Raw genomic sequence first — 25,135 nt, 5'->3', positions numbered from 1 at the left:
TCTAAAAACCGCTGATTAAGCGGATTTTTAGAGATGTTAGACGGCGAATGAATAATTACGGAGCTTTGATTCCTAACTCAAACTCTTCTCCATCCCTAACTTTCTCGAGAAGTTCTCGAAGGTAGTTTGAATATCTATGGGACTGGATCTCATCGCCGTTCATTATGGCATAGTGGTATTTATTATCAAATGTCTTGATGTCTACGCCTGTGATGTTTTTAACTACTTCTAATAACTTGTTCGCATCATGCCAGCCTTTGAAACCAAGTGATTGTCCTAGTGTGGTTAAAGTAAAAGGATAACTGGCATTAAATGCCATACCATCTGATGATGTTGCTATACCATATAATTTCGCTAATTCGCCTTCCGACTCGCTAATGCTTGATAAAACTCGGTAATCAACCTGAACAGGATTGCGAGGTATATCAGTTCTGACGAGGTCGTAAGTGCGAGCTAAAAGGGCCCTTAATAATTTGGGATTTATGTTATCAAGTGCTCTATTCGCGCCAAACGCCGAAAATATCCAAGAGAAATCATTTGCTACTATACTTTTTATTCTAATGCTTTTGTTTGCAGATACTTGAATCAGGCGTTCACGGCGTGGGTATTCATTTTCATTTTGTTTATCTGTCCATTCTAAAATGTATATATTTGGAATAACCTCTCCATTTTCTGAAAGTAGTTCATCAATATCAGATAGTATGTTTTTTATATTCGAATCTTCTGCGCTGTAACCTATAAATAGAAGAGGGTGCTCAGCAAAGAAAGTAAGCAGTTTTGCGCTTAAGTATTTCTTTTTCTTTATAAAGTCATCGTAATCATCGCGATTTATTATTATGCTTTCAGGTATGGAGCAGCAACCATGTATTTTAAGTATTTCGCCAATACTACCGTGATTAGCGTAAAGGATTTGTTGGCCTATAATGGGGGTGAACTCAGGATATATCGATTCAAGTAATTTGTCGTAATTTGTAGTGATGATTGAATGAGGGTGGATCTTTCTTAGAAGTTCAATTTCGCCGTTGTCTACAATTTCTTTTTGTTGTAATAATGAATTAAAAATACTAGATACTTTGTGTTTAAAGTAAATACTTGGCTCATTGCCTGCGTCAAATAACTCTGCAGGAAATTCATTTTCTCCATCCCCCCATGCCCACTCGTTATAAGAATCAGAAAATACACTGCCGATATCAATCAATTCAGGGTGTTTCTGTTTATAATAGGCAAATCTTTTATCGATGTTAGGACATTCATTAGCAAGTTGTTGGAGAAGTTCTTCCCAGTTTGGGCCGGAAAGATATCTCTTGGTTAATCCCGAACCAACAAAAAGTATGGGTTGGCATCCCATTCCTTCAAGACAAGTCTTTATATCATCACTAACGTCTTCAATGTATTGATGGTAGTTATTTGGCATTTAAGACTCCTTTGCTGTGAAATCTTTTAAATCACTTACATGAGGTGGAGGCGATTGTTCGCAAATTCACTCCACCAATTCATCAAGTCTATACGTTGTTCAAGATAAGTTGAACGATTGTATGCTCTACGAACTTCATTTTTATCAGTGTGAGCAAGTGCCGCCTCAATCACGTCGGAATTAAGATCCGCTTCATTGAGAGCTGTACTTGCTGTGGAGCATATTCCATAAGCAGCCAATTTCCCACCATAACCAATGCGTTTGAGTGCGGCATTAGCAGTCTGGCTATTCATCGGTTGTTTTGGATCGTTCCTGCTCAGGAAAATATATTCGCGATGAGCACTAACAGGCTTCATAACTTCAAGAATATCCAATGCCTGAGGAGACAAAAGAACTATGTGCTCACGCTTTGCCTTCATTCGTTCGGCGGGAATCGTCCAGAGTTTGGCATCAAGATCGATCTCTGCCCATCGAGTTCCAGAAGCCTTAGAAGAGCGCACAAGCGTCAGGAGCTGACACTCAATAAAACAGCGAGTCGGAACCGATAAGTTAGACATAACTCAAGCCTCAACAACTTTGGCAATTCTTCCGGCCATAGCGTCGGCATGTTTTGCTTTTTAGGTTTCTCAAATGCCATACCAACCCCTGAGGCTGGGTTTGCATCAATCAGACCAGTGTTAACAGCATAAATCATGATTTCATTAATACGCTGTACCAGGCGTCGAACTGTCTCAAACGCTCCACGTGCTTTGATTGGCTCCAATGCTTCAACAATCGTTCTGGCCTTTATCTCCTGAACAGGTATCACACCGATTGCAGGGAACACGTCTTGATCTAATGAACGCCAGATTGTCTTTCGCATAATCTTCTGTGACGCTTCTGCTTTTAATTTGGAACCAGTTGGCGGCTACAGTTGAGAAAATGATATCCAGCTCAATCTGACATTGTTCGGATGCCTGTTCTTGTTGCTGTTGCGGATCCATACCTTGTGCGAGCGTCGATGAGTGCTGCTCGCCTATCTGGTACGCCGCCATGAGTGAAAGGGCAGAATAAAAACCGAGACTCAAATTGGTTCGGCTGCCACTTACCGGATGTCGATAGCGAAAGCGCCAGAATTTTTTACCAGATGGTTTTATGAGTAAGAAAAAGCCATAACCGTCATGTAGCGTGAAGTCTTTTACACGGGTTAGCTTTGAAGATGTAGTGGTTAGGCAGGGAGTGCATGAAGCGCGCCATACCTGGCTCCCTTCCATAAGTGATACGTAAGATTAACCAAAGTATCGCCGCGTACCCTACGCGTATCCATTTCTCTGGTTTTGCCAGTTCTTCTGGCACAACGACGGCCAACAAAAAAGCCCGCCAGGTTTTCACCTTGCGGGCTTTCAGGACTTTGTTGCATGGCTCTGGTGACCATCAACCAAGAATTTTGGTGGAGCTGGCGGGAGTTGAACCCGCGTCCGAAATTCCTACATCCTCGGTACTACATGCTTAGTCTGGTCTTTACATTCGCCTGGCAGCTGCGGACAGACACGCCACTACCAGACTAGCCTGATTAGTTTTAACGCTTCAACCCCAGGCAGGGCATCCGCGCGATCTCTTTTGGGTTTGACCTCTCTTGATCCCCGTCCTAAGAGCGGAGGCTAGGGAGAGAGGGCTCTGAGCAGGTTATTAAGCTGCTAAAGCGTAGTTTTCGTCGTTTGCGACTATGTTTTTGCGGTTTTTTTACGAGGCCTACCGCACCTCGGCATGCACCTTGGGTTTCGCGAATCCCGTCGAATCCAGAATCAGCCCCAGAAGTGTAACGCTAAGTATAGCAGAAACCGCAGGCGCCACGCCAGTCCATATCGCTACGACTTTCAGGCGACAAAAGGGCGCTTTTTTAACCATGACGTGCGCACTTAAAAAACAATCAATTATCTCGGAATTATCCTAATAATAGCGCAGCGGTAAAATATATTGTATTTTTGATAACCCTGAAATAACTGGTATTAATTATTTCCACATTATTAAGCGATATATTTTTACGTTTCTTTAAGTACCTGCCTTTTTATCCAATCCGTGATGATTAAAAAATTAATTAATTAACCCTATATAAATTATTAAGCCTCTCTGAAACAGATAAGCGGAGCGACGATTCAGCGCACGCTTTTTTGCTTTTTATTTGAAAAAAACGCGTCGCGACATTGCCGAAATCTGAAACGTTGATTATACATTTCAATATGTAACTTTTTTACCGTTTCGCTTAAGTAAAGGTAAAGAATTTATAAAACAATAAGTTATAAGCTTTCGTCTCCCTCCAGGAATGATCCGTATGTGTAGCGCCTCTTAAGAGGTGCCGCAGGTTCGCTGACGTGATTTTTTCGCGTCGTCGTCGCGCGCAGTAATGTTTTTACAGCGAGAGGAAATAAGTAATGGCCGTGCAAAATAGCCTTCCCGGCACCGTAGATGTCCTTAACCAGCAAACTGGGGATGTGGTGATTCATTATTCCCAAAGCGCTGACCGAATTGTAAATTTAACCCAGACCAGCGTAGTAAGAATTAATGCCTCGCCGGAGTCCGTTAATTCTTATGAGCGACAAGGCAACGACCTGATTGTCCATATGCGGGATGGCACCACCGTTCGATATCAAAACTTTTTCCGCCTGGATGCGGAAGGCTTGCACAGCGAACTTATCTTTCAGGATGAGCAGGGCGTGCATCACGCGCTGTTTCCTTTCGCGACCGATGCGGGTCCGGCGACTGCCGAGGCTATTGTTCCCACGTTCGCAGATACCACGACAGAGGCGCTGATTGGCTCAGAAGGCGTCTCTACCGCTGCGGTGCTGGGCGGCGTGGCCGCCGTGGCGGGGATTGCGGGCATCGCGATTGCCGCAGGCGGCAGCGGCGGTAACGGCGGTGGCGGCGACAACGATAACAACACCGGCGGCGGCGACAACGGAAATGGCGGCGGCGATAACGGCGGTAATGGCGGCGGCGACAGCGGTAATGGCGACGGTGGCGGCGACAGCGGCGAAGGCGGCGGCGACAACGGCAACGGCGGCACTGAAAACCCGCTGCCGACAGACGACCCGCCGCTTCCTTCCACGCTGATTGTTAACCCGATTACTGACGATAACATCATCAACGCCCAGGAACGCACGCAGGATATCGTCGTGTCGGGCCGTACCGAGGCGGATAACGCCGGTCTGACGGTGGTCATCACGCTCGGTGGGGTGACTTACAGCGCCGTGGTCAACAGCGACGGCACATGGAGCGCAACCCTGCCCGCCGCGGCGTTGCAGGCGCTGGCCGATGGCAGCAACCCTCTCACGGTCACGCTGGTAGACGCCAACGGCTTGCCGACCACCCAGACCATCGACCTGACGGTGGACGCCACCGCACCGACGCTGGAGCTGACCGATTTCACGCCAGCGGGCGTGCTCGATGCCAACCAGGCCGCCAGCGATAAGCTGGTGCGCGGCTACGCCTCGGCGGAGGAGGCGGGGCAAACCGTTACGCTGACGCTCAACGATCAAACCTACACGGCGGTGGTTAACGCCGACGGCAGCTGGCAGACCACCATTCCTGCCGCCGCGCTGCAGGGGCTGACCGAAGGCCAGCAGTATACGCTTGGCGTCAGCCTCACCGATGCGGCGGGCAACACCACCACCGCAGAGCAATCCTTCACGGTTAACTTCACCGTACCGGCCGTCACCATTGACCCGGTGGGCGGCGACAACGCATTGAACAACGCCGATCTGCAACTCTCGCAGATAGTCACTGGCGACACGCAGAATATTCCGGTGGAATCGCTGATTACCCTGACGTTGGGCGCGCGGGTTTACTATGCCCGCGTGCTGGGCGACGGCAGCTGGAGCGCCATCATTCCGGCGGCGGATTTCCAGGCGCTACAGGATGGCACGGTCACGCTGACCGCCACCGCGCTGCTGCCGAATAACACCACCGTGGATATCACTTCCAGCATCACCATCGACCGCGCCCAGACGGGCATCGCCATCGCCATTCTCTCAACGGACGACAACCTGAACGCGGCGGAGTCGACCCAGCCGCTGGAAGTGCGCGGCCTTACCACCGTAAGCGGCCCGGGCGTTGTCGTGCAGGTGAGCCTGAACGGCAAAGTGTATAACGCGGTGGTCGATGACGCAGGCAACTGGAGCGCCACCATTCCGCCGGAAGATCTGGCGCTGTTGCAGGACGGCCCGCGCGATATTACGGCAACCGTGGTGCTGAATGACCAGAGCGCCCAGGATGTGCGCACGCTGAATGTCGCCATCAACCATCTGCCGCAGCCGGTGGTGAACACGCCGTTCGGCGACGGGCTGCTGAGCGCGGGTGAAATCCAGCAGGATCAGACCATCAGCGGCAATACCGGCGTGACCGGCAGCGGCCAGAGCGTAGCGGTGCAGGTAGGCGGCCAGAATTACACCGCGCCGGTGGATAACGAAGGCAACTGGACGATTATCGTACCCGCAAGCCAACTGCAAACCATGCCGCAGGGCGAGGTGCCGGTGACAGTGGTCGTCACGGATAGCGCAGGCAATATCGGCAACACGACGGTTACCGCCACGCTGGACACCACGCCGCCGCTGCTGAGCGTACTGCCGCTGACCAGCGACGGCAAGCTGAACGCCGAGGAGTTGACCACCACCCAGACCCTGAGTGGCATCAGCACCGAGCCGGGCCAGACGGTGGAAGTGACGCTCAACAACCAGACCTACACCGCTGTTGTCGGCGAAGATGGCCGCTGGCAGATTGACCTGCCCGCAGAGGCGCTGGTCGTGCTTGGCACCGGCGACTATCCGCTGGTGGCGAGCATCAGCGACGCCGCGGGCAACGTGACCGCCGTCACCCAGACCATTAGCGTGAAAGCCACGCAGCCGGTCGTTAACGTTAACCCGCTCACCGACGACAACGTGCTGGATGGCGCAGAGATCAAAACCGCGCAAACCCTGACCGGCAGCGTAACCGACGCGGCGCCGGGCAGCACCGTTACCGTCTCTTTCGGCGGCTGGTCGCAGAGCGTAACGGTAGACGCCAGCAACAACTGGCGCGTTGACGTGCCGGTGACCGTCTTGCAGGCGCTGAGCGAAGGGGTGAACACGCTGCAGGTGAGCGTGACCGACACCTTCAACCAGTCTGTCACCATTCCTTATCCGGTGACGGTAGACACCACCACCGACGCGGTGGCGATTAGCATTATCTCTGCCGATGATTACCTGAACCGCGTAGAGGCGGGTTCGCCGCTGATTATCCAGGGCACCAGCGCCGGCCTGCCGGTCGGCACCGCGGTGACGGTGACTTTCAATAACGCCACCTATAACGCGACCGTTGACGCCAGCGGCAACTGGCAGACGGAAATCCCGTCCGCAGCCCTGCTGGCTATCGCCACCGATGGCGCTTATACCGTGCAGGCGACGGCGCAGCTCCCGGACGGTACGGTTACCGATCTCCACACCCTGAATGTTTTAATCAACAACCTGCCGGAAGTGACTTCAGCGCCACTCTTCGGCGACGGCGTGCTTAGCGCTGGCGAAGCCGGGCAGGACCAGGTTATCACCGGCACGACCGGCAACGCGGGAGCAGGGCAGAGCGTGAGCGTCACGCTGGGCGGCCAGGTTTACCAGGGCACGGTGGACAGCGAAGGCAACTGGAGCGTAACGGTGCCATCTGGCGCGCTGAGCGGCCTGACCGAAGCGCAGTCGCCGGTGCCGGTGCTGGTTTCCGTCACCGATGCGGCGGGCAACGCCGATACGCTGGATACCCAGTTCACCGTTGATGTTACGCCGCCGCAGGTTAGCGTCAGCGCGTTTGCCGGTGACGATTTCCTGAACATTGCCGAAGCGGGCGTTGAGCAGACGCTGACAGGCGTTGCGGCAGGGGCGGAAGTCGGTTCGCCTGTGGTGGTGACTATCAACGGCGCAACCCTGAACGGAACGGTGACGGGCGCAGGCGGCGAATGGACGGTAACGGTGCCAGCGGAAGTGTTGCAGTCGCTGCCAAATGGCCAGGCGGTCTTTAACGTGACCGCGAGCGACGCCGCAGGCAACAGCGCCACCACCACGCATACCATCAGCGTGGCGGCGGATGCGACCCGTCCGCCGCTCCTGACGATTAACCCGGTGACTAACAATAACATCATCGACGCCGCTGAACGCGACGCGGGCGTGACGCTGACCGGCACCACGCTTAACGTACAGGCGGGCCAGCAGGTTACCGTCACGCTTGGGCCGCTGCTGTCCTGGACCGGCACGGTCGACGCCGACGGCAACTGGGCGGTCACCGTTCCGGCGAGCGCGCTGGCCGGGCTGAATACGGGCAGCTATACGCTGGATGCTTCCGTCACCGACGCGGCGGGCAACCCGGCAACCGACAGCCGCGATTTCACCGTCAACACCGATCTCAGCGCTATCGTCGTCACGCCGCTGACAGGCGACGACAGCGTAGGGCTTGGCGATATCGCCAGCGGTTTGACTATCAGCGGCGCGACGGTAAACGTTGAACCGCAAAGCCAGATTGTCGTCACGCTGAACGGCAAACAGTACACCGCCACGGTGCAGGAGGGCGGCGCCTGGAGCGTTATCGTGCCGCAGACGGACGCCGCGCTTATCAGCGACGGCACCATCACCCTCAGCGCGTCAACCGTGGATGCGGCAGGCAACGCGGTCTCCACCACCCATGATTTCACGCTGATCACCACCGCGCTGCCGGTCGTCACGTTGAACACGCCGTTTACCGATGGGGTGCTGAGCGCTGCGGAAGCGAACGCTGGCGGTACGCTTGGCGGCTCGACCGGCGTGACAGGGGCGGGCCAGACGGTCACCGTGCTTATCGGGCAGACAGAATACCCGGCGACAGTGGACGCCAGCGGCAACTGGTCGCTGACGCTTGCGCCGCAAGCGCTTCAGGCGCTTGGCGACGGCACGTTGCCGCTGACCATCACCGCGACCGACGTCGCAGGCAACCAGAACGTGCTGCAAAGTTCGGTGGTGGTCGATAAAACCGCGCCGGCGCTCACCATCAACGACCTTACCGATGACAATATCGTTAACGGCATTGAAGTGACGCAGCCGCTGCAAATCACCGGCACGGCGACCTATGACCCGGCGAACCCGCAGCAGGTGGTCGTGCAGGTCAACGGCCAGACTTATACCGGGCTGGTGTTGAGCGACAACACCTGGAGCGTCACGCTGCCTGCGGGCGCGCTGAGCGGGGCGATTGACGGGCCGGTCGCGGTGACCGCGACGGTCACCGATTTCGCAGGCAACAGCACAACCGATACCGTCAGCTTTACGCTCGACGCTTCGCCGCTGAACGCCCCTGCGCTGCAAATCGACCCTGTCACCGGCGACGATTTCCTGAACGCCGCTGAAGTGGGCGTGGCCTTTACCCTTACCGGCACTACCGCGCGGGTGGAAGCCGGGCAGATCGTTCGCGTTACGATCAACGGCCAGACCTACGAAGGCGCGGTGCAGGAAGGCGGCGCGTGGAGCGTAGAAATTCCGGCCTCCGCCACCACCGGCATTCCTGACGGTTCGCTGCCGATAAGCGTGACGGTGACCGACCTCGCCGGCAACCCGATCACCGTCGATCGTCCGGTGAACGTCGTGGCGCAGCCAGGATCGCTGCCGCAGCTGACGGTGGATGTTGTCGCGCAGGACGATGTGATCAACGCCGCCGAGCGCGGGGCGGATCTCACCCTCACCGGCACCTCGCAGAACCTCGCGGCCGGTACGCCGGTTACCGTGACCTTCAACGACGTTACCTATAACACCACTACCGACGCAAACGGGCTGTGGAGTGTGCTCATTCCCGCCTCTGCGCTGGCAGCGCTCACCAACGGCGTAACCTACACCATCACCGTAACGGCCACTGACGCGGCGCAGAATCCGGCGGTGATAACCCAGGATGTGCTGGCCGATTTCAGCGGCCCGGCTATCGCTATCACCCCAGGCAACGTCTTTGATGACGGCCTGCTGAACGTGGCCGAATCGGCGGTGGATCAACTGCTGACGGGCACCACCGCGCCGGGCGCGAACGTAGTGCTGCTGGTGGACGGCCAGCCGATAACGACTGCGGTTGTGGCGAATGAAGAGGGCAACTGGACGCTGGTCATCCCGGCGGCGCAGTTGCAGGCGCTGTCAGGCGACGGCGTGGTATTAACCGTGCAGGCGACGGATGCCCAGAGCAACGTCAGCACGTCGCCGATAACGGTCAATGTGGGCAACGACGTGCTGCCGACACTGACCTTTAACCCCATATCCGGCGACAACGTGGTTAACAGCCCTGAGGCGTCCGATGTCTTCCTGATTACCGGCACCTCGACCGGCCTGGCGGTAGGGACCCCCGTCACGCTGACCATTGGCGGCCAGACCTATACCGGGGCGGTGACCGCCGGGAATACCTGGAGCGTGAACGTGGGCGCGGAGGGCAGCGCGCTGCTTTCGGCGCTTGGCAGCGGGCAGTTTACCGCGACGGTCTCCGCCGCTGACGCCTACGCTAACCCGGCCACCAGCAGCGTGACGCTGGAACTGGTGCTGGAAACGCCGACGGCAACGCTGCCGGAAACGCTCTTTACGGATGATTTCCTGAACGCCGCCGAAGCGGGGGCAGGCCAGACGCTGACCGGCTCGACCGGCCTTGCCGGGCCGGGGCAGACGGTGTCGGTCTCCATTGACGGCGGCGCGCCGATTACCGGCACGGTCGACAACACCGGCTTCTGGTCAGTGGCGCTAACGCCAGAGGCGCTGGCGGCGCTTGCCGACGGCGACCATTCGCTGACCGTGACCGTCGCCGACCGCGCAGGCAACACCGACACCAGCGAGCCGCAGCCCTTCACCAGCTTCGTTACGGCCCTGCCGCAGCCCGCGCTGACGGCGCCGCTCTTTGGCGACGATGTGCTGACGGTCGCGGAAGCGACGGGCGACTATACCTTTACCATCAATACCGGCGTGACGGACCCGAACCGTCCGCTGACCGTAACGGCGACGCTGAACAATGGCACGCCGGTTACCGCCACCTCGAATGGCGACGGCATCTGGAGCGTCACTATTCCGGCGGCGCAGCTTGCCGCGCTGCCGGACGGCGAAATTCCGCTGAATATTGTGGTGACCGACGCCGCAGGCAACAGCGTCAGCCTGCCGGAGAGCTTCACCGCCGTTATCAACAACGTGCCGGACGTCACCGTCAACCCGCTGTTTGGCGACCAGGTGCTGACTAACGCGGAAGCCAGCGCGGCGGCGGGGCAGGCCATTACCGGCAATACCGGGGCGACAGGCGCCGGGCAGACCGTCACCGTCACGCTCACGGTAAATGCGATTACCTGGACGGGCACCGCGCAGGCCGGGGCTAACGGCGACTGGGCCGTCACCATACCGTCTGAAGTGCTTTCGTCTCTGCCTTCCGGCACCACGCCGACCATTACCGTGACGGCGCAGGATGCGGCAGGCAACAGCGACACCGCTGAGCCCGTCACCTTCGCCGTCGAAACCACGCTGCCGACGCCGACCGTTGACCCGCTCTTTGGTGGCGACAACATTCTCAACATCGCGGAAGCGGCGAGCGACACCACCATCAGCGGAACGACGGGCGTAACAGGGCCAAACCAGTACGTGACCGTTACCCTGAACATTAATGGCACAACCTATGTGGCGAGCGTGGACGCCAGCGGCGCCTGGCGCGTGCCGCTGCCAGCCGGTTCGCTGCAGGGCCTTGAGAACGGCGCGCAGGTGCCTGTGATTGTGACGGCGCAGGATCAGTACGGCAACAGCACCACCCTTGAGCCTACGCCGTCGTTCCTGGTGGCCTTTACGCCGCCGGCCGTGACGCTGGACCCGGCGCTGACGCCAGCGCTGGCGGACGGTTATCTCAACATTGCCGAAGTGGACAGCGCGCTGACGCTTACCGGGGCTTACAGCACGCCGGTCATTACACAAACGCCGGTTATCACGGTCACCATTGGCGGCCGGGATTTCCCGGCAACCGTCGTCAATGGCACCTGGAGCGTAACGCTTGCGCCTGGCGCGCTGGACGGTATCCCGAACGGCCCGCAGAACATTACCGTCAACATTACCGATGCGGCGGCTAACACCGGCGTGAGCATTACGCCGGTCACCGTCGCCCTGGCTGAGCCTGCCATTACGGTCAACGCGCCGTTTGGCGACGGCGAGCTGGACTGGGTGGAAAGCCAGCAGGGGCAGACCATTACCGGCTCTACCACCAGTGTGGATGTGGGCCAGACGGTAACGGTGACGCTCTCCGGCCAAACCTTCACCACCACGGTGCAGCCGGGCGGAACCTGGGCGCTGGCGCTGACCCCGGCGCAGCTCGCCACGCTGCTTAACAGCCCGGAAAGCGGTTCGCTGGTCGCGACCGTTACGGACGCGGCGGGCAACCCGGCCGCCAGCGCGCCGGTCGCCGTGACCTACGATCCCGTGCGTCCTGATTTCAGCGTGAGCATCGACCCTGTCGCTGGCGACGGCTTTGTTAACGCAGGCGAACTCGGCGAGGGAATTATTACGGTTACCGGCAGAAGCACCGGTTTTGAAGGAGGGACGCTGGCGGTATCGCTGAACGGCGTGCTGCTGGACAACGTCACGGTTAACGCCGACGGCACCTGGGCTATCGACGTAGCGGCCAGCAGTTTCCCGACGGAGGGCGCTTACACCCTTACCGCGACGGGCATCGATCCTTCTGCGGCGGAAATTACCGGTACGGCCGCCGTCACCGTCGATATCACCGCGCCGCAGGGATTAGGCATCAACGTGGTGGCGGGGGACGATCTCCTCACTACCAGCGAAACCGGCGAGCCGCTGGTGATAAGCGGCCAGGTGAGCGCGGCTGAAGCGGGCCGCCCGGTTACCGTCAACCTTAACGGCGTGAACTACTACGCCACGGTGAACGGCGACGGCACCTGGAGTGCGACGGTGCCGCAGAGCGCGGTGGACGCGCTGGCAAGCGGCAATTACGTGGTGACGGCAACCGTGACCGACGCCGCGGGCAACGTGTCGACGGCGGAGCGTCCGCTGACGGTGGATGTGGACGCGCCGCTGCTGACGGTGGATGCGCTTGGCGTGCCGGCGGTGCTGAACACGGTGAACGCCGCGGGCGGCCTGCTGCTCTCCGGTACGGGCGACCCGGGCGAGACGGTCAACATCGTTCTCGGGCCGCTCTCCACCACCGCGACCGTGGATGAGTCCGGCAACTGGACCTACACCTTCCCGCGGCTCGATCTCACGACGCTGACCGACGGCGCGCAGGTCATTCAAATCTCCTCCACCGATGCGGCGGGCAACACCTCCACCAACCGGGTGGCGCTTAACGTGGCGCTCAACCAGGGGCTGGGCGTGCTGGTCGACGATCTGTTCGGCGGCGACGGCATCCTGAACGTGGCCGAGTCGCTGGTCACTCAGGTGCTGACGGGCCGGGTGGATGGCGACTATCGCGGCGCGACGGTTACCGCGTCCATTATCGGCACTGATGTGAATATTCCGCTCGCGCCGGTACTGGCCGGGGACGGCACTTTCACCATCGACCTGCCGCCGAGCCTCTGGCAGGGGCTGATTGACCAGACGCTGCAACTGAACGTCGGCGTAACGGATGCTTTCGGCAATACCACAAATGAGATTGTCGACTTCGACCTGGCGCTGAGCGACCTGCCGGTTGTAGGCAACGTGCTGGTCGGCCTCGATAACATTATTAATGTCAACGACCTCGCCAGCGGCGCGGGCCAGGTGGTGAGCGGCACGCTCAGCAACGCGGCTGACGTGACGTCGGTGGTGGTTAACGTCGCGGGCCAGACGCTGAATGCGGTGGTGGATGCGGCGACCGGCGCCTGGACCGCCACGCTGCCGACGACGCTGTTAAACGCGCTGCCGACGGGCGACACCGCGCTGCAGGTGCAGGTGACGGATACGGCGGGCAACGTGCTGAATACCGGCGCGAGCTTCACGCTTGCCAACGTGGCGCCGACGATTACGCTCGCCCCGCTGTTTGGCAACGGCGTGCTCAGCGTGCCGGAACTATTAAATGGCGTGATTAGCGGTAGCTCAACCGGCCTGAACGGTCAGAGCCTGACCGTGCGCATCGGCGATACCGAGGCGATTAACGTGGTGGTCGGGCCGGACGGCGCCTGGTCCGCTAACCTCCCGGCGGCGGTGCAAAACGCGCTCCAGGCGCTGGGCAGCGGCAACGTGGCGGTGAGCGTGACGGCGGCGGACGCGTATGGCAACGGGGCAACAGCGGGCGCCAGCCTGACGCTCAGCCTGCTTGAACCGGTGCTGAACACCGTCTCGGTCTTTACGGACAACCTGCTCAACGCCGCCGACGCGCTGGTCAGCCAGACCATCACCGGCTCCGTGGGCCAGGCCGCGGCAGGCTCGCTTGTCGCAGTACAGATTGGCGACCAGACCTTTAACGGAACGGTAGGCAGCAATGGGCTCTTCTCGATTCAGGTTTCGCCGTCGCAGCTGGCCAGCCTGACGGACGGCAGCCTTGCAAGCCTCATCACCATCACCACGCCGGAAGGCAACAGCACGACCACGGAAGGCCCGCTGGTGAATATCGGCATCGGCACGCTGCCGACGGTGGCTATCACCTCGCTGCTGGGCGGCGCGGATGGCTTCCTGAACGCGGCGGAAGCGGCGGCGGGGCAGGTTATCAGCGGGACGACCAACCTTACCAGCGGCACGGTGCAGGTGCTGGTCAACGGCACCGAACTGCTGGCGCCGGTGGTGAATGGCGTCTGGTCGGTCGCGGCGCCAGCCTCGCTGTTGCAGAACCTGGCTAACGGCGCGGTGACCGTCACGGCGCAGGCGGTCGACGCGGTCGGCAACGTGGCGAGCAGCGGCAGCCAGGTGGTGAACGCTATTATTCAGAACCTGCCGCAAATCGCGCTCAACCCGGTGTTTGGCGACAACAACCTGAGCCTTGCCGATCTGCTGAATCCGCAGGTGCTGAGCGGCACCGCCACCAACCTCGCGGCGGGAACGCAACTCAACGTGGCGCTGGGGCCGTTAAACCTCACCACGACGGTGGCGGCAGACGGCACATGGCGCGTGCCGGTCGCCGCCAGCCTGCTGCAAACGCTGACCGATGGTCTGCTGAACGTTTCGGTAACGGCGGCTGACCCGGCGGGCAACCCGGCAACGGCTACCGGCGGGCTGAGCGTGAATATCGGCGCGCTGCCGACGCTCGCTATCACCTCGCTGTTTGGCGATAACGGCCTGAACGCCAGCGATATTCTCAACGCGCAGGTGATTACCGGCACCAGCTCCAACGCGGTCGGCTCGCTGGTGAACGTCTCGCTTGGCGGCAAGAACTACACCACCACAGTGGGCAGCGACGGCAACTGGCAGGTCACCGTGCCGAAAACAGACCTCAGCGGCCTGCTCGACGGCACGCTCACGGTCAACGCGTCGGTGGTGAACCCGGCGGGCAACAGCTCCACGACCAGCGGGCTGCTGAACGTGATTACCCACTCGCTGCCGTCGATTTCGCTGACCTCGCTGTTTGGTAACGACAAGTACCTGAACGTCAGCGAAGCGACCTCAGGCCAGGTGCTGAGCGGGAAAATCAGCGGCGCGGCGGATGGCGCGTCCGTGGTGGTGAACCTTGGCGGCGCTAACTACAACGCGACGGTAAACAGCGACGGCACCTGGTCGCTGCCGGTGGCCAGTTCAGTGCTTCAGGGGCTGACCAACGGCGCGCTGAAAGTGGGCGTGACGGTAACCGATAAAGTGGGCAATACCAACACCACCAGCTCCGACGTGACGGTGAAACTGACCACGCCGACGCTGACCTTTAACCCGCTTTCTTCGCTGAACGTGGTCTCGCTGCTGACCAATGGACTGACGTTGCGCGGCGGCTCCACCAACCTCGCGCAGGGCTCGGTGGTGCATCTGTCGCTGCTCAACGGCACGGTCAACACCACCGCTATCACCGATGCTAACGGCAACTGGAGCGCCAATCTGGGGCTTGGGCTGAACATCCTGCAACTGCTGTCGCTCTCCAGCGTGCTGAACATCTACGCCACGGATGTGGCGGGCAACACTGGCTATCTGAATGTCGGGCTTGGCGGCAACCTCATCTCTACGACGCCGCCTGCGGGCGTAAGCACGCTCTCGGCAGAGTCGGACGCGGCCGCTTTCTCGCTGCTTAGCGTAAGCGATGAAAACAGCAGCCTGACGGGCGATGACAGCCAGCAGACCGGAACCGAGAACCTGCTTGCCAGCGCCAGCGCGGTGCGCGATGACACGCAGAGCGCTGCGGCGACGACGGAAAGCGCGACGGCCGCCACGACGCAGGCGGATGGCGCTTACACCATCGGCGGCCTCAGCATCGACCTTGCGGACGGTACGTCGGTAAGCGGCGAGACGGTGCAGGGCAGCGCGGGCAACGACACCATCCACCTCGCCTCGCTGGGCTTTACCCAGATAGACGGTGGCGCGGGCACCGATACCCTGGTGCTGGATGGGGTCAACCTGCTGCTCAACCTGACGGAACTGGCGGGCAAAGTGCAGCACGTTGAGATTGTCGACCTTGGCAAATCGGGCACCAACGGCCTGACGCTGGATGTGAATCAGGCGCTCACGGTCACCGACAAGCCGGAAGACGATCTGGTGGTGAAAGGCAGCGCGGGCGATCAGGTGAACCTGATCAACGGCGCCGGGGATGTCTGGGAGGTGAGCGGGCAGCGGGAAGTGGACGGCGTGCAGTTCGACGTTTACCACAACAGCTCGCAGACCACGACGCTTGGCGATGTGCTTATCCAGCAAGGGATCCACGTTAATCACGTGTAATGCAACAGGGCCTCAGGGAGGAGGCCTTCATCTTTATTTTAACAATATCACCACGACGCCCAGGCGGGCATAACTAAGGTGGAACCATGAAGCAAACCGAAGCGCGCCACAGGCGGCTGGGGCTTTCCGTGTGCCTTGCGGCAGCCCTGATGGGAGTAAACCTGAACGTTTATGGAGAGGAGACGTTTCAGTGGCAGACGGCGCCGAGCGAACAGCTCCAGGCGCAGCTTTCTATAAAGGAGGCGATACTGCGCGCCTTCGCCCGCAACCCGAAAATCGCCCAGGCGGCGGCGCAAATCCGCGTTGGCAAGGCCAACCTTGAAGAAGCCGAAAGCGCCTGGTTTCCACAAATCTCGTTGCAGGGAAACGTCGGGCGCAGCCATCGCACCGACTCGGCAGGCTCGCTGAACAGCAACGCGGCGGGCGGCGTTAACCTCAAACAGCTTCTCTACGATTTTGGCAAAACCGGCGGCAGCATCGATGAACAGGAAAACCTCACCGACGCTTACCGCTACGGCCTTTACGACACCCTCAACCAGGTCGGCATGCAAACCCTGCAGGCCTATTTACAGGTAAAACGCTATCAGGCGCTGGCGCAGGCGGCGCAGCGCAACCTTGATTCGCTTCAGAGCGTGCAGGAGATGGCGAACCTGCGTTCGGAGGCGGGCTTAAGCACCCAGTCGGACGTGCTGCAGGCGCAAACCCGCATCGCCGGCATGAACGCAAGCCTTGAGCAATACCGCGCGCAGACCCGCTCCGCCCAGGCGGCGCTGAGCGTGCTGACCGGCGTGGTCTCCGACAATCTGCCGGACCTGCCGGAAGATTTGATGCGCCAGAATATTTCGCTGAAATCCCTTCCTTACGAGCAGAACAACGCGGTGCGCGCCGCCCAGGCGAAACAGCTCGCCGCCGAGCAGCGCATTCGTCAGGCGCAGGCCCAGCACTGGCCGACGGTCTCCGTGCAGGCGGGACGCACCCGTTACCAGAACGACAACGGCGACTACTGGGACGACGAAGTGCAACTGGTGTTGGATGCGCCCATTTATCAGGGCGGGGCGGTCAGCGCCCGCGTCGACGCCGCCGAAGGCGACCGCGCCAGCGCCCGCGCCGACGTGGAGGCGAGCAAGCTCGACATTAACCAGCGCGCCGCCACCGCCTGGGCGGATCTTACCGGCGCGCAGCAGCGCCAGCAGGCGGGCGAGCAGCAGCTTAACAGCGCCGAACGGGCGCGGAGCGTTTATCGCGACGAATACCGGCTGAGCAAGCGCAGCCTTAACGACCTGCTGAGCATTGAACAGGATGTGTTTCAGGCCGACACCTCGTCCATAACCGCCCGCTATGACGCCTGGGATGCGGCGGTGCGCTACGCCGGCGCCGTGGACAACCTGCTCGACATGCTCGGCATTGAACGCACCCGGATGACCGGCGATACCCTGCCGACGCTCTGAGAGCTGGCTACACAAGGAGTTTTTGATGTCCCAGACCCCGGATACAGAAAGCTGGACCCGCGCCATGGCGCGCGCGGCGGGCCGTTTCGGCCTTCCCGCCGATGCCCCGGCGGCGCGCCAGCAGATGCGCTGGTTTGAAAATCTGCCGCTGGCCTCGCGCCTTGACCGGCTGGCAGGCCTGATGGGCCTGCAGGTGAAACTCACCGACCTTAATAACATGCGCTGGAACAGCCAGACCCTGCCCGTGATAGTCCAGCTGGAAGCGGGCGGGCTGATGCTGATTGAAGATATCGACGCCGACGGCCTCGCCAGCTACTGGCTGAGCGAAGGGGGCGACCTGGTGCGCGAGGAGCCGCTGGAGGCGCTGCTTACGCGCATTAAGCCGGAAATCGTGCTGCTTGGCATCGCCGCCCGCGGGCGCGATTCCCGCATTGATGACTTCGCCCGCCCCTGGGAGCCGCACTGGTTCTGGCGCCACTTTCGCCATGCCGGACGCAAGCTTGCGGAAATCTCGCTGGCTTCGGTTATCGGCAACGTGCTGGCGCTGGCGGGCATTCTCTTCTCAATGCAGGTTTATGACCGCGTTATCCCGGCGCAGTCTTTCCCCACGCTGTGGGTGCTCTTTTTCGGCGTGCTGCTGGCGGCGCTGCTGGAGTTTTTTATCCGTCTCGCCCGCACCCATGTTTCCGACATCATGGGCAAGCATATCGACCTTAACGTCTCCTCGCTCTTCTTCGCCCGGGCGCTGGCGATTAAAAACGACGCGCGGCCAAAATCCACCGGATCGTTTATTTCGCAGCTTCGCGAGATAGACCAGGTGCGCGAGCTGCTCACCTCCACCACCGTGGGCGCGGCGATGGATATCCCTTTCGTGCTGCTGTTCCTCGGCATTATGGCGCTGGTGGGCGGGCCGCTGGTGGCGATTCCGCTTATCGCCATTCCGCTTATCGTCATTCCCGGCATTCTGGTGCAGTGGCCGATGGCGAAGCTCGCCAAAGAGGGGATGCGCGAAAGCGCGATTCGCAACGCGGTGCTGGTGGAATCTATCGAAGGGGTGGAGGACATCAAGGCGCTGCAGGCGGAGCCCTATTTTCAGCGCCAGTGGGAGCACACCCACGGCGTGGGCGCGAACATCGGCATGAAACAGCGCGTCTGGGGCGCTCGCCTGAGCGGCTGGGCTTCCACTGTGCAGCAGATAACCTACGCCGGGATGCTGGTGTTCGGCAGCTATCTGGTGCTCGACGGGCAGATTACCACCGGTACGCTGGTGGCCTGCAGCCTGCTCTCTTCCCGCACCCTTGCGCCGCTGATGCAACTCACCATGGTTTTCTCCCGCTGGCAGCACGCCAAAACGGCGATGGAAGGGCTTAACGAGCTGCTGAAAAAGCCGCTCGATCGCGATGCGCATAGCAAAATGGCGCACTGCCCGGTGCTGGCCGGGCATTATCAGTTTCAGGATGTGCAGTACAGCTACGATGCGGAGAAGGGGGATCAGGCGCTCTGGATCCCAAACCTTGAGATCAAACCCGGCGAGCGGGTGGCTATCCTCGGCAAAGTCGGCGCCGGCAAATCAACCCTACTGAAACTGCTCTCCGGGCAGGCGCAGGCGAGCAAAGGCAAAGTGATTATTGATGGCGTCGATCTGGCGCATATCGACCCCACCGACGTGCGCCGCCAGGTGGGTTTTTTATCGCAAGAGTCGCGGCTCTTCTTCGGCACCCTGCGCCAGAACCTGATGCTCGGCCACCCGAACGCCACGGAGAGCGAGCTGCTGCAGGCGCTGCGCATCAGCGGGGCGCTCTCGATGGTGCAGAAAGACGCGGCCAGCCTCGACAGGCTTATCAACGAAGGCGGGCGCGGCCTTTCCGGCGGCCAGCGGCAGATGGTGCTGTTAAGCCGCCTGATTGTGCGTAATCCGCAAATTGTCCTGCTGGATGAACCCACGGCCTCGATGGACGAACAGCTGGAGGCGTATGTTATCCGCCAGCTTCATCAGTGGCTCACGGGCCGCACGCTGGTGCTGGTGACGCACCGTCCGGCGCTGCTTTCGCTGGTGGACCGCATCGTGGTAGTGAAGAACGGCAAAGTGGTGGCTGACGGCCCGCGCGACGCCATTCTCAACCAGGCAAAACGCAACAGCAACGTGGCCTCGGTGGCGTAAGGAGGAACAATGAGCCAACTAACCATTCAGGAAGAGCTGGCGCGCCAGAGCCGCTTTTACTCTTCTGTTATCTGGCTGACGCTGCTGGGGCTGGCGCTTTTCGTCGTCTGGGCGTGGTTCGCCACGCTGGACGAGGTGACGGTGGGCTCCGGCAAGGTGACGCCGTCGAGCCGCGCGCAGGTTATCGAGAGCCTGGACGGCGGCATTGTCAACGCGCTGCTGGTGCATGAGGGCGACATTGTCGAGCGCGGCCAGATGCTGGCGCGCCTTGACCCGACGCGCTTTCAGTCGAACTTTGGCGAGGCGGCGGCGCGGGTGCGGGCGCTGCGGGCTTCCAGCGAGCGGCTGCGCTCGGAGCTGACCGGCGAGCCGCTGAAGTTCAGCGCCGAGTCGATGAAGGAGCCGGAACTGGTGGCGCGTGAGCGTCAGCTTTACGAGTCGCGCCGACGCAACCTCAACGAGACGCTGGCTAACCTGAACAAAACCTATGGCCTGGTGATGGATGAGCTGCGTATGACCCAGCCGCTGGTGGCGAAAGGGGCGGCAAGCCAGGTGGAGGTGATCCGCCTGCAGCGCCAGGCGGCGGAGCTGAAAGGGAAGATGGATGACGCCCGCAACGAGTTTGCGGTGCGGGCGCGGGAGGAGCAGGTGAAAACCAACGCCGACCTCGACGCGCAGCTCCAGGTGCTGGCGGGTAAAGAGGACCAGGTGACCCGGGCGACGATTTTCTCCCCGGTGCGCGGGGTGGTGAAAGATATTCAGGTCACGACCGTGGGCGGCGTATTGCAACCCGGCGGCAAGCTGATGGAGATCGTGCCGCTGGAGGATAAGCTGCTTATCGAAACGCGCATTAACCCGCGGGATATTGCCTACATTCGCCCGGGCCTGCCCGCCACGGTAAAGGTGTCGGCCTATGACTCCTCTATTTACGGCACGCTGGACGGCACCGTGGAGATGGTATCGCCGGACACCATTCAGGATGAGGTTAAGCGCGACCAGTTTTACTACCGGGTTTACGTTCGCACCAAAAGCGCGGAGCTGCACAACCGCAACGGTAAGGCATTCCCCATCCTCCCCGGCATGGTGGCGGATGTGGATATCAAAACCGGGCAGAAAACCGTGCTGGATTACCTGATAAAACCGCTGAACAAAGTGAAAGAGGCATTGCGGGAGCGCTAACGTTTTGCTTCACCCTTCTCCCTAAAGGGGAGAGGGACCGCCTACGGTTGGGGCGCAGGTGTGGCGGGCCTTATGGCGAGAGGGCCGGTTTGCTCTGCCAGCGCTCGGGTTTTCTCTTTCACTCCCTTGTGTAGGGGACCGGGGAGGGGCTGGTGGTGTATCTCACTTGCTCAATTTAGGGTCAGGCGGGGCTTGCCTGCGGCTATCCTGCAAACAGGATGCATACGCGACACCCGCGCATAACATGCCCATAAAAAAACCGGCTTTCGCCGGTTTTTTACTGCCAGAAGCGCAGGCTTTACCGCCCGGCGTTTTTCATGATGCGTGCTTTATCCAACTGCCACTCGCGCTCTTTCAGGTCCGAGCGTTTGTCGTGCTGTTTCTTCCCTTTCGCCACGCCAATCTTCACTTTGCACCAGGCGTTCTTCCAGTAGAGGGAGAGCGCGACGATGGTGTAGCCTTCGCGGTTGATTTGGCCGTAAAGGGTATCCAGCTCGCGCTGGTTCAGCAGCAGTTTACGGGTGCGCGTTGGGTCGCAAACCACGTGGGAGGAGGCGACGCTGAGCGGCGTAAAGTTGGCCCCGAACAGGTAGGCTTCGCCATCTCTCATAATGACATAACTGTCGCCGATGTTCGCTTTGCCAGCGCGCAGGGATTTAACTTCCCACCCCTGAAGGGCGAGACCCGCTTCGTATTCGTCTTCGATGAAATATTCATGGCGGGCGCGCTTATTAAGCGCAATCGTGGCTGAGCCGGGTTTGTGTGCTTTTTTCTTCGTCATAGTGCTGCTCAGTATAGGTAATTCGGTAAAAAAAGGCACCCCATCCGGTGGGGGCGGCAAACGGCTATCTTAGCATGCCTGACGGCGAGTTTTTGTTTAACCGGTGATAAATGTTATTATTTGTAGGTTGTATGACTTACGGGAATCGCTATGCCACAAATTAGTCGTACTGCTCTGGTGCCTTACAGCGCTGCGCAGATGTATCAGTTAGTGAACGACGTGAAATCCTACCCGGAGTTTCTGCCCGGATGCGTGGGAAGCCGCGTGCTGGAAGCCACGCCTGGCCAGATGACGGCGGCGGTGGATGTCTCTAAAGCGGGCATCAGCAAAACGTTCACCACCCGCAATACGCTGACCAATAACCAGAGCATTCTGATGCAGCTGGTGGACGGCCCATTCAAGAAGCTGATGGGTGGCTGGAAGTTCACCGAGCTGACCGAAAGCGCCTGCCAGATAGAGTTTCATCTCGACTTCGAGTTTACCAATAAGCTCATCGAGCTTGCCTTCGGCCGCGTCTTCAAAGAGCTCGCTTCTAACATGGTGCAAGCGTTCACTAACCGCGCCAAAGAGGTTTACCGTGTCGGCTGAGATCCGCGTTGAGGTCGTTTATGCGCTGCCGGAAAAACAGTATCTGCGTAAGCTGACGCTGGAAGAGGGAGCGACCATTGAGCAGGCTATTCAGGCCTCCGGCCTGCTGGAGCTGCGAGAGGATATCGATCTCAAAAAGAACAAAGTAGGGATCTACAGCCGCCCGGCGAAACTAACCGACACGCTGAACGATGGCGATCGGGTGGAGATTTACCGGCCACTGATTGCGGACCCGAAAGAGCTGCGCCGCAAGCGCGCAGAAAAGTCGGCGCAAAATAAGCCTGATTAAGCGTTACGCCGCTGATTAGCGCTTCTCCCGGCGGGCTGGCCAGTCGCGAGAAACCCAAGCTGGCAAGCCAGGCCGGAAATACGCTTCAGGCTAAGGGTAAGAAAAAGAAAAGGTGCCCTCAGGCACCTTTTTTGTTTTCCGGCGAGAAGGCGCTTAGCGCTGCCCGTCCAGCTTTGGCTTATTGTCGATATTGGTCAGTACGCCGTTGCTGTTGAAGGTCAGCGTCAGGGTCTGCTGCGTGACGGTTTCATGCCCTGGCTGCTGGCGGAAAATGTAGTACCAGGTGTTGCTGCCGAACGGGTCGCTCATCATCGGCGTGCCCAGAGCATAAGCAACCTGCTGTTGCGTCATACCGATACGGACTTTAGAAACGTCGGTTGGGGTCAGATAGTTCCCCTGGTTGATATCGGGGCGGTAAACCACTCGCTCCAGAGTGGAACAGCCTGCGGTCAACATCAAAAGGACCGCTGCGGCAGCAGTCAGCGTTTTACAGCGCATAGTGAGTAGATTCCTTTTCGGGCCCGAGCAGCACGCGGCTCATACATAATTTGCCGATGATAATAAACCTTCCGTCAGTTTAAAACCTTAAGGCGCTTCACTATGACCCTGCGGGTGAAAAAAAGTTGAGGTAAATTCGCCATAACCGTGGCTTGAGGGTACGGTTTGCTCTTTTTTTAAGCGAAACCCGGCAGGTTGCCGCCGGGTTTTTACTAACGCTGCGCTTGTGGGGGCTGGCACACCCTTAAGCCGCTAACAGCTCTTTGGCGTTCGCCAGCGTGTTGCGGGTCACTTCGCTGCCGCCCAGCAGTCGAGCCAGCTCCTGCAGACGCGCGCGTTTGTCGAGCGGCTGCATATGGGTTTCGGTCATGGCGCCATCGGTCTCTTTGCTGACAAAGAAGTGATGGTGGCCACAGCCCGCAACCTGCGGCAGGTGGGTCACGCACATTACCTGCGTCGATTCGCCGAGCTGGCGCAGCAGCTTGCCGACGACCGCAGCGGTCGGCCCGCTGATGCCAACATCCACTTCATCGAAAATCAGCGCCGGGGTTTCCATCTTACGCGCTGTGATCACCTGGATGGCCAGCGCGATACGGGAAAGCTCGCCGCCCGAGGCGACTTTCGCCAGCGGCTGCAGCGGCTGGCCGGGGTTGGTGGAGACGCGGAAATCGATGCGATCCGCCCCTTCCGCCGTCAGGTGGTTTTCTTCAAAAGCCACCTCGATAGTCAGCTTGCCGTGCGGCATAGAAAGTGAATGCATACTTTCAGTGATCAGCCCGCTCAGTTCGCGCGCATAGGCGACGCGGCTTTCATGAAGCTGACGCGCCACCTTCATCGCCTGCTGATGATGGTTGTTTACGGCAAGCGTTAACGTCTCCAGACAATCCGCCTGGTCATCCAGCTGTTGCTGCTCATCCAGCAGCTTCTGGTGGAAAGCCGGCAGCTCTTCCGGCGCAATGTGGTGTTTGCGCGCCAGGTTAATCTGACGTGAAATGCGCTGCTCCAGCTCGTACAGACGGTTAGGGTCGAGATCCAGACGGTCGCAGTAATGGCGCAGCTCGTCGCTCGCTTCCGTTATCTGGATAGCCGCTTCTTCCAGCATGTCGAGCACGCCGGAGAGCTTCTCGTCCATACCGATAAGATCGGTAACCAGATTGCGCACGCTGTAAAGCTGGCTTTGCAGATTGGCGTCTTCGCCATCGGCAAGCAAATGCAACGCCTGCTGGCTGGTGGAAAGCAGCTGGCCGCTGTTGGCGAGGCGTTTATACTCTTCGTCGATCTGCTCGAACTCCCCCGCCTGCGGGTTAAAGTCGTTCAGCTCTTTCAACTGATAATGCAGCAGTTCCGCACGGGCGGCGCGCTCCTGGCTCAGCTGCTGATGCAGCGCCAAATCGCGGCAGCTCTGGTGCCACTGACGATAGGCGGCGGACATCTGCTGCGTTAGCGCCGTCTCGCCGGCGTAGCCGTCCAGCAGGGTTTTCTGGTGCTCAGGTTTAAGCAGAAGCTGGTGGGCATGCTGGCCATGAATCTGAATAAGCAGTTGACCGAGTTCGCGCAGCTGCGACAGCGGCACGGCGGTGCCGTTAATAAAGCCGCGGGAGCGGCCGTCGCTGCTGATTGCACGGCGAAGCAAACACTCACTACCATCTTCCAGTTGGTTCTCTTCCAGCCAGCGCAGCGCGGCAGGCGTATCCTTCAGCGAGAAGCGCGCGCACAAATCGGCGCGGCTGGCGCCCTGACGCACCATGTCTGCTTCCGCACGACCGCCAAGGCACAGCCCCAGCGCGTCAATCGCGATGGATTTCCCCGCGCCGGTTTCGCCGGTGATCGCCGTCATGCCAGACTGAAAATCGATTTCCAGCTCGCGAACGATTGCGAAATTACTGATGGTAAGTTGAGCCAGCATAGCCACCTTCCTGTATAAAATAACAGAGCTGTATTTGCGTACAGTATAAACTGGTTTTATATACAGTAAAGTGGCT

At 59.5% G+C, this 25,135-nt stretch carries 10 protein-coding genes, 1 other RNA gene and 1 pseudogene; 6 read left to right on the top strand and 6 right to left on the bottom strand.

What is annotated here, in order from left to right; all coding sequences use genetic code 11:
• Positions 1 to 55 precede the first annotated feature (55 nt).
• From ACU4F7_RS17210 to ssrA, 3 genes and pseudogenes are all read right to left on the bottom strand, one after another.
• On the bottom strand, positions 56 to 1,414 hold the full coding sequence (locus ACU4F7_RS17210; RefSeq protein ID WP_481637415.1) for an SIR2 family protein: 1,359 nt from the start codon (positions 1,412 to 1,414) through the stop codon (positions 56 to 58).
• 35 nt (positions 1,415 to 1,449) lie between these two features.
• A pseudogene (locus ACU4F7_RS17205) lies at positions 1,450 to 2,650 on the bottom strand (integrase domain-containing protein).
• Between the two features lie 191 nt (positions 2,651 to 2,841).
• Positions 2,842 to 3,206: a transfer-messenger RNA gene (gene ssrA, locus ACU4F7_RS17200) on the bottom strand.
• 619 nt (positions 3,207 to 3,825) lie between these two features.
• Between ssrA and ACU4F7_RS17195 the strand changes: the two genes are divergently transcribed.
• The 4 genes from ACU4F7_RS17195 to ACU4F7_RS17180 all read left to right on the top strand — a co-directional run bounded on the left by ACU4F7_RS17195 (position 3,826) and on the right by ACU4F7_RS17180 (position 20,997).
• On the top strand, positions 3,826 to 16,209 hold the full coding sequence (locus ACU4F7_RS17195; RefSeq protein ID WP_481637414.1) for an Ig-like domain-containing protein: 12,384 nt from the start codon (positions 3,826 to 3,828) through the stop codon (positions 16,207 to 16,209).
• 149 nt (positions 16,210 to 16,358) lie between these two features.
• The gene (locus ACU4F7_RS17190; protein ID WP_235470031.1) at positions 16,359 to 17,657 is read left to right on the top strand and encodes a TolC family outer membrane protein; all 1,299 of its coding nucleotides are present in this window, start codon (positions 16,359 to 16,361) and stop codon (positions 17,655 to 17,657) included.
• A gap of 25 nt (positions 17,658 to 17,682) precedes the next feature.
• Entirely contained in the window at positions 17,683 to 19,818 is a 2,136-nt protein-coding gene (locus tag ACU4F7_RS17185; protein ID WP_481637413.1) for a type I secretion system permease/ATPase, read from the top strand.
• Positions 19,819 to 19,827: 9 nt separating this feature from the next.
• Positions 19,828 to 20,997 carry an HlyD family type I secretion periplasmic adaptor subunit gene (locus ACU4F7_RS17180; protein WP_029589858.1) on the top strand — a complete coding sequence of 390 codons (1,170 nt, stop codon included), beginning with the start codon at positions 19,828 to 19,830 and terminating at the stop codon, positions 20,995 to 20,997.
• 298 nt (positions 20,998 to 21,295) lie between these two features.
• Here the strand turns inward: ACU4F7_RS17180 and smpB are convergent, their stop codons facing one another.
• Positions 21,296 to 21,778 carry an SsrA-binding protein SmpB gene (smpB, locus tag ACU4F7_RS17175; RefSeq protein WP_024559497.1) on the bottom strand — a complete coding sequence of 161 codons (483 nt, stop codon included), beginning with the start codon at positions 21,776 to 21,778 and terminating at the stop codon, positions 21,296 to 21,298.
• Positions 21,779 to 21,928: 150 nt separating this feature from the next.
• Between smpB and ACU4F7_RS17170 the strand changes: the two genes are divergently transcribed.
• Both ACU4F7_RS17170 and ACU4F7_RS17165 read left to right on the top strand, forming a co-directional pair.
• Positions 21,929 to 22,366, top strand: a complete 438-nt coding sequence (locus ACU4F7_RS17170; protein WP_029589855.1) for a type II toxin-antitoxin system RatA family toxin — start codon at positions 21,929 to 21,931, stop codon at positions 22,364 to 22,366.
• A complete protein-coding gene (locus ACU4F7_RS17165; RefSeq protein ID WP_029589854.1) occupies positions 22,356 to 22,655 on the top strand; it encodes an RnfH family protein in 300 nt (99 codons plus the stop codon). The genes ACU4F7_RS17170 and ACU4F7_RS17165 overlap by 11 nt, the downstream gene beginning before the upstream one ends.
• Before the next feature lie 153 nt (positions 22,656 to 22,808).
• Here ACU4F7_RS17165 and bamE read toward each other — a convergent pair whose 3' ends face one another.
• Positions 22,809 to 23,153, bottom strand: a complete 345-nt coding sequence (bamE, locus tag ACU4F7_RS17160; RefSeq protein ID WP_024554293.1) for an outer membrane protein assembly factor BamE — start codon at positions 23,151 to 23,153, stop codon at positions 22,809 to 22,811.
• Between the two features lie 244 nt (positions 23,154 to 23,397).
• Positions 23,398 to 25,059, bottom strand: coding sequence for a DNA repair protein RecN (gene recN / locus ACU4F7_RS17155; protein ID WP_029589853.1), 1,662 nt, complete (start codon positions 25,057 to 25,059; stop codon positions 23,398 to 23,400).
• Positions 25,060 to 25,135: the final 76 nt, after the last annotated feature.

The sequence above is a fragment of the Franconibacter pulveris genome (assembly GCF_056780215.1).
The sequence above is the reverse complement of the archived record's forward strand: the minus strand, read 5'-3'. Positions and strand labels throughout refer to the sequence as shown.

Excerpts from the sequence above, each read along its gene's own strand:
- ACU4F7_RS17210 (WP_481637415.1), bottom strand. The coding sequence starts at position 1,414 with ATGCCAAATAACTACCATCAATACATTGAAGACGTTAGTGATGATATA.
- bamE (WP_024554293.1), bottom strand. The coding sequence starts at position 23,153 with ATGCGCTGTAAAACGCTGACTGCTGCCGCAGCGGTCCTTTTGATGTTG.
- ACU4F7_RS17195 (WP_481637414.1), top strand. The coding sequence starts at position 3,826 with ATGGCCGTGCAAAATAGCCTTCCCGGCACCGTAGATGTCCTTAACCAG.
- ACU4F7_RS17185 (WP_481637413.1), top strand. The coding sequence starts at position 17,683 with ATGTCCCAGACCCCGGATACAGAAAGCTGGACCCGCGCCATGGCGCGC.
- recN (WP_029589853.1), bottom strand. The coding sequence starts at position 25,059 with ATGCTGGCTCAACTTACCATCAGTAATTTCGCAATCGTTCGCGAGCTG.
- ACU4F7_RS17170 (WP_029589855.1), top strand. The coding sequence starts at position 21,929 with ATGCCACAAATTAGTCGTACTGCTCTGGTGCCTTACAGCGCTGCGCAG.
- smpB (WP_024559497.1), bottom strand. The coding sequence starts at position 21,778 with ATGACGAAGAAAAAAGCACACAAACCCGGCTCAGCCACGATTGCGCTT.
- ACU4F7_RS17180 (WP_029589858.1), top strand. The coding sequence starts at position 19,828 with ATGAGCCAACTAACCATTCAGGAAGAGCTGGCGCGCCAGAGCCGCTTT.
- ACU4F7_RS17190 (WP_235470031.1), top strand. The coding sequence starts at position 16,359 with ATGGGAGTAAACCTGAACGTTTATGGAGAGGAGACGTTTCAGTGGCAG.